We start from the raw sequence: 13,227 nt of genomic DNA on the forward strand, positions 1-13,227 counted from the left end.
CATTAGCAAGACTTAAACTATATTCTGTACGTATATAGGTTACAAAACAATCACATGAAGAAAGCTCTAAAGATTACAGGAATTACTCTACTCATTATATTTTTCTTATTGATCGCCATACCGTTTGCGTTTCAAGGTCAAATAAAAGACATGGTAAAAAACTTTATTAATGAAAACCTTAATGCTAAGGTTGAATTTAGTGATGTTAGCTTAAGTTTTATTCGCAGCTTTCCACAAGCTCATGTCACTGTAGACGATTTGGTGATTACCAATTATAAACCTTTTGAAGGAGAAACCTTTGCTACGGCAAAAAACATCGCCTTTACAATGTCTGTAAAAGAATTGTTTAAAAGTGCGAGTGAAGATCCTATTGTTGTAAATTCTATAGCTATAGATGAAGCCTTATTGACCTTAAAAACTGATCCTCTGGGAAATAATAATTATGATATTACCAAAGAAAAGGAAAACGCACAAACAACTGTAGATTCGTCAAGCGGATTTGCTTTTGATATCGAAGATTACAAAATCAATAACAGTGCATTTACTTATTTAGATGAAAAATCTAATACACAAATTTACATTTCAGAATTAAACCATTCTGGTAACGGTACATTTTCGGAAGAAAAATCGCAATTAGATACACAAACGGCAGCCACTGTAAGTATGAGTATTGATAGTACGCAATACTTAAATCAAAATACAATAAAGTTAGATGCTCTTATTGGAATGAATTTAAAAGATCAAAAGTATACCTTTATGGAAAACAAAGGCTTTATCAATCAATTGCCATTAGTGTTTAGTGGTTACTTTCAACAATTGGAAGATGGTCAAGATATTGATATCACATTTGAAAATCCAGAATCATCTTTTAAAGATTTTCTTGCTGTAATTCCCGAAGCCTATTCAAAAAATATTGACAATGTTGAAACTTCAGGTGATTTTAAAGTGAATGGTATCATCAAAGGAAAAGTAACAGAAACCACCATCCCAAAATTAGATATTAATATTTCATCTAATAATGCTTCATTTAAATATCCCGATTTACCTAAACGGGTTAATAATATCACCATAAATACAGCAATAAAGAATACCACGGGAAATTCTGATGACACCTATGTAGATATTAAAAAACTGAATTTTAAAATTGATAACGACAGCTTTAAATCTAGTGCTCAAATACGAAACCTTACAGAAAACATATTGGTTAACGCTAATATTGATGGCACGTTAAATCTCGCCAATTTAACCAAAGCCTACCCTATCGAATTAGACAAACAGCTCAGTGGAATTTTAAAAGGAAAACTCAATACATCTTTTGATATGAATGCTATAGAAACTAATGCTTATCAGCGCATTAAAACTGCCGGAAGTGCTAGCATTAGTGATTTCATTTTTTCTTCAGAAGATATAGTTAATCCAATACAAATTAACAAAGCAGATATGACCTTTAATCCAGGGCATGTTTCATTAAATAGTTTTGATGCAAAAACAGGCACCAGTGATTTTAGAGCTACCGGAACTATTAAAAACTTACTAGGTTTTTTACTAAGCGACAAAAAATTACAAGGAAATTTCAATGTCGACTCCAATAATTTTGTGGTTAGTGACTTTATGATTGAAGATGAGTCTGCTACTGAAAACTCTAATAAGACAACATCGGATAGTGAATCGTTGAAAATTCCAGATTTTTTAGATTGTACAATTAATGCTAATGCAAAAACAGTGGTCTATGACAATCTCACATTAAAGGATGTAACTGGCACCTTATTAATTAAAGATCAAGAAGCTAAATTAAATAATTTGACCTCAAATATATTCAATGGTGTTTTGGCGTTAACTGGTCGTGTATCAACAAAAACCGACACCCCAGTTTTTGATCTTAATTTAGGCGCCGAAGATTTTGATATTTCTCAATCGTTCAAAGGCCTAGAACTATTACAAAACTTAGCTCCTATTGCTAAAGTATTACAAGGAAAACTCAACACCGTAATCAAACTACAAGGCACACTTAATAATGAATTTACACCGAATCTAAACACCATTTCAGGAGATGCCTTTGCTGAAGTTTTCACTACAAACATCACTCAAAATGAAGCAATAATAGGTAAACTTAGTAATGCTTTAAAGTTTATTGATTTCAATAAACTCGATTTAAAAGCCTTGAAAACGAAGCTTGACTTTTCTGATGGTCTAGTGAGCGTAAAACCATTCAGCCTAAAATATGAGGATATAGATATTGTTGTATCTGGAACACACAGCTTTGATAAAAACTTAAACTATGATGTGGTATTTGATGTGCCTGCTAAATATTTAGGAAGTGATGTTAATCAATTGCTTGGTAAAATTAATGATGCCGAAGTAAATAAACTCACAATTCCAGTAACAGCAAATATAACTGGTAGCTATACTAGTCCGCAAGTACAAACAGATTTAAGTAGCGGTGTATCAAATTTGACAAAGAAATTAGTTGAAATTCAGAAGGAAAAACTTTTAAATCAAGGCAAAGATAAAATCAATGATCTTTTAGGTGGACTCATAGGTTCAAAAAAGGAAACTAACAAAGATTCAACAATCGTAAAAACCGACACTACTAAAAAGGCAGATCCATTAAAAGAAGGTGTTAAAGATTTACTTGGTGGGCTATTAAAAAAGAGAAAGAAAAAGAAGGATTCGACTAAAAACTAACGTCTTTCAGTAAAAAGCGTTAAAAAAAAACTAAAAATCAACAAAATTTAAGTCTTTTTTGTAAAGAAATGCATAATTATTTGCTTTTGTCAATTTAAAAGTTATGTTGTACTCTTGCAAACTTTTTAAAATACACATTTATACATGAGGCAATTAAAAATCACTAAACAAGTTACCAACCGTGAATCTAAATCCTTAGACAAATACCTACAAGACATCAGTAAGCTACCTATGATTACTGCTGAAGAAGAAGTTGAACTTGCTCAGCGTATCCGAGAAGGTGATCAATTGGCTTTAGACAAACTCACGACAGCTAACTTACGTTTCGTAGTTTCTGTTGCAAAACAATATCAAAACCAAGGGCTTACGCTCCCAGATTTAATTAATGAAGGAAATGCAGGTTTAGTTAAAGCTGCTAAGCGTTTTGATGAGACTAGAGGCTTTAAATTTATTTCTTATGCAGTTTGGTGGATTCGACAAGCAATTTTACAAGCTTTAGCAGAACAATCTCGAATAGTTAGATTACCTTTGAACAAAATTGGTTCAATAAATAAAATCAATAAGACCTATTCTTTCTTGGAGCAAACACATGAAAGGCCTCCTAGTGCCGAGGAAATAGCACACGAATTAGATATGACTGTTACTGAAGTGAAACAGTCTTTGAAAAATTCTGGAAGGCATTTATCAATGGATGCACCTTTAAAAGAAGGTGAAACATCAAGTTTATATGATGTTGTTAAATCTGGTGAATCACCAAATCCTGATAGAGATTTGATGAAAGAATCTCTTAATGTTGAAATAAATAGAGCATTAGACACGCTATCGCAAAAAGAGAGTGATGTTATTCGCTTAAATTTTGGTTTAAGTAATGAGCCACCAATGACATTAGATGAAATTGGAGCAACATTTGATTTAACTAGAGAACGTGTAAGACAAATTAGAGAAAAAGGAATTAAACGATTACGTCAAGATTCTAAAAGTAAAATATTAAAAACGTATTTAGGATAGCCCTAAAATAGATAACCACAAGTATTACAATGATTAAAATTTTAGTAAAAGAAGGAGAAAGCATAGAACGTGCTTTAAAGCGTTACAAAAGAAAACACCGTAACGTAAAAACGATGCAAAACATTCGTGAAAATCAATTTTTCACTAAGCCATCAGTAAAAAGAAGACGTGAAATTCAAAAAGCTAGCTACATTCAAGATTTAAGAAATCAAGAAGATATTTAGTAGACATTTCACCTTAACATAAAAAAAAGCCTTTCCAATGGAAAGGCTTTTTTTTATGTTATATATTTAAATTTAATCAAATGCAGCATGAGAACTTGCACTCGTCTTATTAACATTTATAATAGCATTACTAGAATTAACTAACATTGCTACGATCTCCAAGTTTCCTGGATTACCAATTGTTCCTGTAGGAACTGTATAATCAAACTTAGTTCTATACGTATTATTAGCTACAGCTTCACCTGCTGGAATAACATCTCCTAATACATTTGTAAATGAGTGACGTAATACATGATTATGAACAAAATTAGGAATTGGGTTTTGACCTCCATAATACTCTGGATAATAATTGGCTTGACTTAATACTAAACCATTTTCCAATAAAAAGACAACTAATTTTGATCCGTTAAGATTTTCACTAAATCCAACACTTACCATAAATGAAAGGTTGTTTCCTTTAATTGTAGAGTTTATAGCTAAACCACTTCCAACAGTACCTTCAGCTTTGCTTGTTACTTGATTAACATTATTAGTTTCAGGGAAATTCCACTCTTCTTGTCTATTTACATATGCTGTAGGCAAACCTGTTATTCCTAAATAGTTAGACATTTCAACACCATATTGATTTTGATATGGGTCGCCATTAAATAAATGTGTAGCAACTACAACCACATCATCACTTGCATCTTGAACCATTTCGATAGCTACTGATACTCTTGTACAATATCCACACCAGTCACCTGTATAGTCCTCTATTAAAGCTCTTCTATTATAACTTGCTGGAGTTACAGCATTATCTGCAACGCTTACAGCTAGAGTTTCTGTAGTAAACGCTTCATAAGTTGCATAAGCATTATAATCTCCCGTTGTATCTGGGATATAAACACCTCCTGTTACAGATTGTTGATCATTAATATAAATAGTAGCCACATCAGTTACATTTACTTCATTTCCTTGAGTATCTGTCGCCATAACTGTGTATTCAATTCTATCTCCTAAATTGAGTGCTGTATTATTTACTGTCATAGCTATAGATTCTACAACTGCTAAAAACTGAACAGTAATTGCCGAACTTGTAAAATCCTCGTACTTAGCTGTAACAGCATACGATCCTGTTTCAGTAGCACTGTAAGTATTGCCAGTTATAGGACTACCATTAACATAGACAGTAGATTCTGACGTCACGTCATCACCTTCGTTAGTAGATACAGTAAACGTTACCGATTGACCATAATCAACAAAAAATGAACTTGCATTGACAGTTATAGAATTGGGACCTCCATTTCCATTACCATTACCATCTCCATTTCCGTCTTCAGATGAACTACACGAGAATAATGCAGTTACTGCCACGAAAAGGAAAATTTTAGTGAAATTTTTGATTTTCATAATAATTTGTGGTTAAATGTTAAAATTTTAAGATTTGCGAATATAAAAATATATTTCATCATTTTTTATGAAATTGGCATATAGTTTGTAAAAAAACAGATATTAATGATTGTATTTTTTAAAAAAAATTAACTTTGCCCAAATTAAATCTAAATATCTTAAGATGAGAACCCTAATTACCCTATTGCTTACTTTAACAATTTCTACAACTGTATTTGGTCAAGATGTTTTACCAAAAATGCAAATCGAAACCCTCAAGGGAGCCAACATAAATCTTGAAGACATTTCTAGTAATGATCAACTTGTTATTGTGTCTTTATGGGCGACATGGTGTGTACCTTGTAAAAATGAATTAGATGCCATCAATGACGTTTATGAAGATTGGGTAGAAGAAACTAATGTGAAATTATATGCTGTTTCTGTAGATGATTCAAGAACTGTAAAACGAGTTAAGCCCTTAGTGAGTGGAAAAGGCTGGGAATTTGATATCCTTTTGGATACAAATAGTGACTTGAAAAGAAAATTAAATGCGCCAACGATCCCTTTAACATTATTGGTTAAAAACAATAAAATTCTCTACAGGCATTCAGGATATACACCTGGTAGTGAAGATGAACTTTACGAAAAAATCAAAGAGTTTTCTAAATAAATCACTAATCAACACCCACAACTAAATGAATCGCTACAAACTAATAGCAACTTTGCTATGCGCTCCCTTTTTTATGTTTTCACAAGAAGATGATAAAAAAGATTATGGAAAATTAAGCGGAGGGATAGAATCTAATTCCCAATATTATGTCGACGACTCAAAAACAGGAGATTTTGAAGAAGACGACCCGTTTAGATCTAATAACTACTTAAGATTAAATTACGATTACAAAAATTGGTTTGCTCATATTCAAGTTGAATCTTATGAACCTAATGCGATATTAAACTTTTATCCAAAATATAAAGGCACAGATGTTGGAACCTTCGCAGTAGGTTATAAATCCTCAAAATTTGAAGCAACTCTTGGACATTTCTATGAGCAATTTGGGAGCGGACTTATACTGCGCTCATGGGAAGACAGACAGTTAGGAATAAATAACTCTATAAGAGGCGCTAACGTAAAATATAGACCAACTAATGCTTTAGAGTTTTCATCTCTATATGGTAGACAGCGAGATGGCTTTGAAGTTTCCGATGGTTCTATTTATGGCTTTAATGCCGAAATTGGTTTATCGTCGTTATTTAAACTTGAAACAACAGGTTTAGATCTAGGGTTGAGTTATGTAGGTAGAGACGAAGATCTAGACGTCGACAACCCAAATTTCGAATCGTTAACTAACGCTTTCTCCGCACGATTAGATTTTACTGAAGGAAACATCTATTCATCAATTGAATATGTTAAAAAAGGAGAGGATGTTTATTCTGAATTAGGTAATATTATTGAAGACAGATATTTTGACGGTAGTGCGTGGTTATTTAATTTTGGATATGCTAAATCTGGTTTAGGTATTGATGCTACCTTCAGACGTATGGAAAACATGGCCTTTTTCTCTGAAAGAGATGAATCTGCAAACGTATTTAATCAAAACTATCTCAACTTCATTCCAGCATTAACAAAGCAACATGATTATGGATTAACTAATATTTTTGTTTATCAATCACAACCTCGATTAACCTTTAACCCTATATTTAAATCTGGTGAAATTGGAGGTCAAGTTGATATTTTCTACAACATAAAAAAAGGAACAACCCTTGGTGGTAAATACGGAACAAAACTAGCATTTAACTACGCTACATGGTCTGGTTTAAAAGGCAACTTCAATATAAACGACAGAACATATGAAGACACAGAATTCTTTGGTTTTGGTGAAAAGTACTTTGAAGAATTTAGTTTAGATATAAAGAAAAAATGGTCTCCAAAATGGTCTTCAATAGTATCTATAGTCAACACGTTTTACAATGCACGTTTTGTAGAAGATAGAATTGGTGAAGTAAATGCTACAGCAATAGTTGGTGAGGTCACTCGAAAATTAGGCAACGGGAAATCTGTTCGAGCAGAAGTATCACATTTATTTTCAGATGATGAGACAAGTGAAAGAGCTAAAAACTGGGCTGGCGGAACATTAGAATATAACTTTAGTAGTAGACTGAGTGTTTTTGCAACCGATATTTGGAACTATGGTAATCCAGACGAAGATCGTCAAATACATTATTATACATTTGGTGGAAGTTTCACTAAGGGAGCTACACGAGTTATGGCTAGCTATGGAAGACAACGTGGTGGCTTAGTGTGTGTTGGAGGTATTTGTCGATTTGTACCAGAAAACACAGGATTTTCATTAAGTGTATCGACTTCTTTCTAACACTAAGTAATTTATATAAACAAAAAAGTGCCATTGGTTAATGGTGCTTTTTTATCCGCGATATTTAAGTGGTAAATGCACCACTTTTTTGGTCTCAAAAAACGCTTCTTTAAAATAGTCGTTTAAGTTGTATATAGTTGCTGTCTTATAAGGTTTCAATTCTTCCGAGAGGTCACCACCTTTCAAATACAAGATTCCATTTTTTAAATCATGACGTTGTTCTTTTGTAATCTTTCCTTTAACCCATTTTACAAAAGCTGGCATCGCTGTTACTGCTCTACTTACAATAAAATCAAACTGTTCATCAATAGCCTCCACTCTACTATGAGTTGTTCTTATATTTGTAAGACCTATATGTTCTGCAACGTCATCCACTACTTTTAATTTTTTAGCTATACTATCAACTAAATGAAATTGAGATTCTGGATGCAAAATAGCCAAAGGTATACCCGGAAAACCACCTCCTGTCCCAACATCTAAAATAGCCGAACCAGGAAGAAAACGTAATACTTTTGCAATCGCAAGTGAATGTAATACATGTCGTAAATACAACTCATCTATATCTTTTCGAGAAACAACGTTGATTTTTAAATTCCACTCTTTATAAAGATCTTCTAATTGTTGAAATTGAAGGATTTGATGGTCACTCAAATCTGGAAAATACTCTTGTATAAGCTTCATTAATTTAAAATTTACACAAAAGTATACATTTTTATGTGGATATTTTTAGCATTTATTTGGTAATATGGGAGCATTTATTACATATCTTTGCTCCTTAAATATTAAAACGTACTTTTTTACGTTACAATTGAAAAATGGCAATTCAATGACAAAGCAAGCACTCTCTTTCTCAAGAACAGACTCAGCAAAATTCTTTAGAACACTCAATAAACGTGTGAATAATTATTTTAAAGAGAATAATATAAAACGTACTGGAAATTGGAAGATTTGGTTAAAAACAGTAGTAATGTTTACTATGTTCCTTTTACCTTATTTCTTAATATTAACACTTGACATTCCTGGGTGGCTACAATTATTACTTACGGTAGTAATGGGTGTTGGCATGGCTGGTGTTGGTATGAATGTAATGCATGATGGTAATCATGGTTCTTATTCAAATAAGGAATGGGTTAATCGATTAATGGGAAGTAGTATTTATATTCTTGCTGGAAATGTGTATAACTGGAAAGTTCAGCATAATGTTTTACATCACACATATACCAATATCCATGGTCATGATGAAGACCTTGAAGCTGGACGCATCTTACGTTTCTCCAAGCATGCAAAATGGCATAAACATCATAAATTTCAGCATTATTATTCTGTTTTACTTTATGGTTTATTAACTATTAATTGGGCCATTACTACAGATTTTCAACAAATGTATCGTTACATGAAGCGTAAATTATCTTACGGTAAATTACCAAACCCAGTAGTAAATTGGAGTAAACTAGTCATTTCAAAACTCATCTATGTGTCTATTTGGATAGTAGTTCCAATGCTTGTTCTAGATATTGCTTGGTGGAAAATCTTACTTGGTTTCTTTATTATGCATTATGTGGCAGGTCTTATTCTAAGTGTTGTATTTCAATTAGCACACGTTATGGACGAAGCTGAAATGTTATTACCTGAAGAAAATGGGACTATGAAAAATACTTGGGCCATCCACCAATTGAAAACTACTGTGAATTTTGGTGCAAAAAGCAAGATCATCAACTGGTATACAGGCGGACTCAATCATCAAGTTGAACATCATATTTTTCCGCATATAAGTCATATTCACTACGGAAAGATTTCTAAAATAGTTAGAGAAACGGCTAAAGAATTTAATTTACCATATAAAGAATACGAAACCACCAGAAAAGCAATTGTTGCCCATTTCAGATTCTTAAAACAAATGGGAATGAAGCCAGCAATGAGCTAAAACGACATATTTTAAATGACACAACTTTCAGATAGAGTTCTCAATATGGCAACATCTGCCACACTTGCTATGGCAGCTAAAGCGAGAGAACTAAAAGCAGAAGGAAAAGATATTATTGGTTTGAGTCTGGGTGAGCCAGATTTTAATACGCCAGATTTCATAAAGGAAGCAGCAATTCAAGCTGTCAATGATAATTATAATTCTTACACTCCTGTTGATGGCTACGCAGAATTAAAAGATGCCATTATCACTAAATTCAAAAGAGATAATAACCTTAATTACAAGCCATCACAAATTGTTGTTTCTACTGGAGCTAAACAAGCACTAGCTAACATTGCGGCCGTTTTACTCAATAAAGGCGACGAAGTAATCTTACCTTGTCCATACTGGGTAAGTTATAGCGATATCGTAAAACTCAATGAAGGTATTCCAGTAGAAGTTAAAACATCAATAGACAACGATTTTAAGCTAACACCTCAGCAATTAGAAGCTGCAATCACGCCAAAAACGAAAATGATTTGGTACAGTTCTCCGTGTAACCCTAGTGGTTCTGTATATAGTAAAGCTGAACTTAGAGCTATAGCTGATGTGTTACAAAAACATCCTAATATCATTGTAGTTTCTGATGAAATCTATGAACATATCAATTTTATTGGTGGACATGAAAGCATGGCTCAATTTGACGATATGTTTGATAGAACTGTCACTGTAAATGGTGTCTCTAAAGCTTTTGCAATGACGGGATGGCGAATTGGTTATATTGGTGCTCCAGAAAGCATAGCCAGAGCCTGCAACAAAATGCAAGGTCAAGTGACCAGTGGCGCTAATTGCATCGCACAACGTGCCGTAATCACTGCGCTTAATGAATCGCCTGATCGTGTTCAATACATGATTGATGAATTTAAGGTAAGACGTGAACTTATTTTAAGCTTACTAAATGATCTAGAAGGTTTTAAAACCAATGTTCCTGAAGGTGCTTTTTATGTATTTCCAGACATATCGCACTTCTTTGGATCAACATTAAAAGGAAAACATATAGAAAACGCTACAGATTTTTCTTTATTTCTATTAGAACATGCCAATGTAGCTACAGTTACTGGGATTGCCTTTGGAAACCCAAATTGCATACGAATTTCTTATGCAGCATCTCAAGATCAAATTATTGAAGCAATAAGGCGAATTAAAGAAGCGGTTAGCTAGCTAAACTGTCAAATTTAAAAATAAAAAGCCCTATTTAGTAAATTACTAAATAGGGCTTTTTGTTTGATTTATTTTGATTATCCATATTGGAATCTATAAAACCAATACAAAATGACAGAGCTAACTAGAACACCTATTATTAATTGTTTGATGAGCAAACGTCTATTTTGTCTTCTAGTCTTAATTCTAATACGTCGCAACACATGTGGTGGCACTTCTGGCAGGACATAAACTTTATAAGTGCTAACCGTTTTGTATCCTCCAACAAAATCTTTAAGTGGCTTTCTCTTCTTTTGTCTTAATAGATTTCTATTGTTTCTCAAAACAGCATTCATTGATGAGATTCCCATAATATCTTTATTTATTTCTGAAACGAGTTCAGAAGTTCAACCGTTAAAATTGAAGTATAGTATACCTTTCGATATGAATCGACATATCAAAATTGTATAGTTAATAATATAAAAGATAGTTTTGAGAGAGAACTCAATCGTACCAGTTAAAAAGGTCTATTGACAGTAGCTTATAAGATAAAAGCTAATACTGTTACAAAAACAGACAGTTTTAAAAGGGTATCGATACTTGAAGTAAATTGATATTGTCTGCTTTTTACACGTTGCTTAATACCAAAAATAGAAGTTGATTTTGAGTTGCTTAAATTACATTTTACAACCGACTTATAATTTGAATTTAATAAACCTTCAGGTCTAACAAATTCTGTCTTTAATCTACGTTTGGGCGAAGGCTCTAATTTTTCTGATGTTAATACTAATTCCATGATGATTAATTTAATTGATTATACCAATAAGACGTAGATCTTTCATATTTGTTACAACAATAGTCTTTCGTAACCCCTTTAAAACCAACATAAAATTCCCGAAATACCTATAAATATTAATATTTCAGAATAAAAAATATTTTTAAAAATTTTTGAAAAATTTATCTATTTCGCCAGAAAAAAGGAGTCAATAATATTAAAACAGTGAACAATTCAAGACGCCCAATAAGCATTAAAAATGCCGACCACCATTTACCTAAATTTGGTAATTCAGCATAGTTATTTACTGGTCCAAAATCACCTAATGCAGGTCCGACATTTCCCAAACTAGATGCTGAGAGACCAATAGCCGATTCAAAATCTATTTGAAACATCGAAAACACCAAAGCACCAATAATAAAAGAGAGCATATAAAGAATAAAAAAGCCCAGAATATTGAATACAATATCACCAGACACGGACTTTTTATTATAGCGAACTGGTAAGATCGCATTAGGATGAAGGGCTCGTTTGAATTCTAAAAATCCATTTTTGATCATTAGCATATGACGAACAACTTTCACTCCACCAGAGGTACTGCCTGCTGATCCACCTAAAAACATCAACCCAAAAAAGAAAACCACTAAAAATGGTGTCCACAACGTATAATCTGCAGTAACAAACCCTGTAGTAGTAACAATAGCTAAAACTTGAAATAGTCCATGTCTAATCGAAGCTTCGGCCTTACCTAAAACCATCGGATGTTCTATTGAGGATATAGAAAAATCGGCTCTAAAATAAATAATAAACGCAGCTATGATTGTAAACAAAGCAATAAACTTAAAGTAGAGTTTAAACTCTTCATCACGTATTACTTTTTGAACACGTCCTTTAAATGCAAAGTAACTTAAGATAAAATTTGTTCCTGCCAAAAACATAAATGCCATGATAATATATTGAATGATTGGCTGACCATTCCAATGGGCAATACTACTATTTTTTGTCGAAAACCCACCTGTAGATAAAGTAGACAACGAATGATTTATCGCATCAAAAAATGACATTCCAGCCACTTGAAGTAAAATCGTTTCTGCTGCCGTATACCCAAAATAAATGAGCCATAATCGTTTAGCAGTATCTGTAATTCGAGGATGAAGCTTATCTGCATTTGGTCCAGGAGCTTCAGCAGCAAATAACTGCATTCCTCCAATGCCCAATAAAGGTAGGATAGCGATTGCAAGAACAATAATTCCCATACCTCCTATCCAATGCGTCATACTCCTCCAGAACAACACACCTTTTGGAATTGACTCAATATCATTTAAAATACTAGCTCCAGTAGTTGTATAACCAGACATGGTCTCAAAAAATGCATTGGTAAAACTCGGTATTGAACCTGTAATTAAATAGGGTAACGTTCCTGTTAATGCCATGACAATCCACCCAAAGGCAACAACGATATAGCCATCTCTTTTATTAAGCTCTTTTTTATGATTTTTGGTGAGATACATAGAGATTCCTCCAAGTATCAACACTATAATTCCAGCAGCAAACAGATCAAGAGTAACTCCATCTTTATAAATTAAACTGATGAGTGTTGATAACAGCATAAAGCCACCATTAAAGAGACATAGTAATCCGAAAAAATGAAAGATGATTTTATAGTTGAGTTTCATGGACTTATACTATGAA

At 32.9% G+C, this 13,227-nt stretch carries 12 protein-coding genes; 7 read left to right on the plus strand and 5 right to left on the minus strand.

The annotated features are described in order from the left end of the window. The first annotated feature begins 54 nt into the window (after positions 1-54). From Q0783_RS00720 to rpsU, 3 genes are all read left to right on the plus strand, one after another. Entirely contained in the window at positions 55-2,685 is a 2,631-nt protein-coding gene (locus Q0783_RS00720; RefSeq protein ID WP_298892479.1) for an AsmA family protein, read from the plus strand. Positions 2,686-2,829: 144 nt separating this feature from the next. Further along, positions 2,830-3,693, plus strand: coding sequence for an RNA polymerase sigma factor RpoD/SigA (locus Q0783_RS00725; RefSeq protein WP_230933957.1), 864 nt, complete (start codon positions 2,830-2,832; stop codon positions 3,691-3,693). A gap of 29 nt (positions 3,694-3,722) precedes the next feature. Continuing rightward, positions 3,723-3,917, plus strand: coding sequence for a 30S ribosomal protein S21 (gene rpsU, locus Q0783_RS00730; protein WP_230933958.1), 195 nt, complete (start codon positions 3,723-3,725; stop codon positions 3,915-3,917). A gap of 72 nt (positions 3,918-3,989) precedes the next feature. Here rpsU and Q0783_RS00735 read toward each other — a convergent pair whose 3' ends face one another. Beyond that, a complete protein-coding gene (locus tag Q0783_RS00735) occupies positions 3,990-5,306 on the minus strand; it encodes an Omp28-related outer membrane protein (RefSeq protein ID WP_298892482.1) in 1,317 nt (438 codons plus the stop codon). A gap of 163 nt (positions 5,307-5,469) precedes the next feature. Here Q0783_RS00735 and Q0783_RS00740 point away from each other — a divergent pair, with 163 nt between their 5' ends. Beyond that, complete coding sequence (locus Q0783_RS00740; RefSeq protein WP_298892484.1) at positions 5,470-5,955, plus strand: TlpA disulfide reductase family protein; 486 nt, start codon at positions 5,470-5,472, stop codon at positions 5,953-5,955. Positions 5,956-5,980: 25 nt separating this feature from the next. Continuing rightward, on the plus strand, positions 5,981-7,657 hold the full coding sequence (locus Q0783_RS00745) for a DUF6029 family protein (RefSeq protein WP_298892486.1): 1,677 nt from the start codon (positions 5,981-5,983) through the stop codon (positions 7,655-7,657). Between the two features lie 51 nt (positions 7,658-7,708). On the opposite strand, the gene rsmG is transcribed toward Q0783_RS00745, so the two are convergent. Continuing rightward, on the minus strand, positions 7,709-8,338 hold the full coding sequence (rsmG, locus tag Q0783_RS00750; RefSeq protein WP_298892488.1) for a 16S rRNA (guanine(527)-N(7))-methyltransferase RsmG: 630 nt from the start codon (positions 8,336-8,338) through the stop codon (positions 7,709-7,711). Between the two features lie 145 nt (positions 8,339-8,483). Here rsmG and Q0783_RS00755 point away from each other — a divergent pair, with 145 nt between their 5' ends. Next, entirely contained in the window at positions 8,484-9,581 is a 1,098-nt protein-coding gene (locus tag Q0783_RS00755) for an acyl-CoA desaturase (RefSeq protein WP_298754950.1), read from the plus strand. Between the two features lie 15 nt (positions 9,582-9,596). Further along, on the plus strand, positions 9,597-10,781 hold the full coding sequence (locus tag Q0783_RS00760; protein ID WP_298892490.1) for a pyridoxal phosphate-dependent aminotransferase: 1,185 nt from the start codon (positions 9,597-9,599) through the stop codon (positions 10,779-10,781). A gap of 77 nt (positions 10,782-10,858) precedes the next feature. On the opposite strand, the gene Q0783_RS00765 is transcribed toward Q0783_RS00760, so the two are convergent. The 3 genes from Q0783_RS00765 to Q0783_RS00775 form a co-directional block, all read right to left on the minus strand. Continuing rightward, positions 10,859-11,131, minus strand: a complete 273-nt coding sequence (locus tag Q0783_RS00765) for a hypothetical protein (RefSeq protein ID WP_298892492.1) — start codon at positions 11,129-11,131, stop codon at positions 10,859-10,861. 170 nt (positions 11,132-11,301) lie between these two features. After that, positions 11,302-11,556, minus strand: a complete 255-nt coding sequence (locus Q0783_RS00770; protein WP_230933966.1) for a hypothetical protein — start codon at positions 11,554-11,556, stop codon at positions 11,302-11,304. Between the two features lie 161 nt (positions 11,557-11,717). Beyond that, positions 11,718-13,211 carry a potassium transporter TrkG gene (locus Q0783_RS00775; RefSeq protein ID WP_298892494.1) on the minus strand — a complete coding sequence of 498 codons (1,494 nt, stop codon included), beginning with the start codon at positions 13,209-13,211 and terminating at the stop codon, positions 11,718-11,720. Positions 13,212-13,227: the final 16 nt, after the last annotated feature.

Source organism: uncultured Psychroserpens sp., from assembly GCF_947500255.1.
GTDB lineage: Bacteria > Bacteroidota > Bacteroidia > Flavobacteriales > Flavobacteriaceae > Psychroserpens.

Excerpts from the sequence above, each read along its gene's own strand:
- Q0783_RS00720 (WP_298892479.1), top strand. The coding sequence starts at position 55 with ATGAAGAAAGCTCTAAAGATTACAGGAATTACTCTACTCATTATATTT.
- Q0783_RS00725 (WP_230933957.1), top strand. The coding sequence starts at position 2,830 with ATGAGGCAATTAAAAATCACTAAACAAGTTACCAACCGTGAATCTAAA.
- rpsU (WP_230933958.1), top strand. The coding sequence starts at position 3,723 with ATGATTAAAATTTTAGTAAAAGAAGGAGAAAGCATAGAACGTGCTTTA.
- Q0783_RS00735 (WP_298892482.1), bottom strand. The coding sequence starts at position 5,306 with ATGAAAATCAAAAATTTCACTAAAATTTTCCTTTTCGTGGCAGTAACT.
- Q0783_RS00740 (WP_298892484.1), top strand. The coding sequence starts at position 5,470 with ATGAGAACCCTAATTACCCTATTGCTTACTTTAACAATTTCTACAACT.
- Q0783_RS00745 (WP_298892486.1), top strand. The coding sequence starts at position 5,981 with ATGAATCGCTACAAACTAATAGCAACTTTGCTATGCGCTCCCTTTTTT.
- rsmG (WP_298892488.1), bottom strand. The coding sequence starts at position 8,338 with ATGAAGCTTATACAAGAGTATTTTCCAGATTTGAGTGACCATCAAATC.
- Q0783_RS00755 (WP_298754950.1), top strand. The coding sequence starts at position 8,484 with ATGACAAAGCAAGCACTCTCTTTCTCAAGAACAGACTCAGCAAAATTC.
- Q0783_RS00760 (WP_298892490.1), top strand. The coding sequence starts at position 9,597 with ATGACACAACTTTCAGATAGAGTTCTCAATATGGCAACATCTGCCACA.
- Q0783_RS00765 (WP_298892492.1), bottom strand. The coding sequence starts at position 11,131 with ATGGGAATCTCATCAATGAATGCTGTTTTGAGAAACAATAGAAATCTA.
- Q0783_RS00770 (WP_230933966.1), bottom strand. The coding sequence starts at position 11,556 with ATGGAATTAGTATTAACATCAGAAAAATTAGAGCCTTCGCCCAAACGT.
- Q0783_RS00775 (WP_298892494.1), bottom strand. The coding sequence starts at position 13,211 with ATGAAACTCAACTATAAAATCATCTTTCATTTTTTCGGATTACTATGT.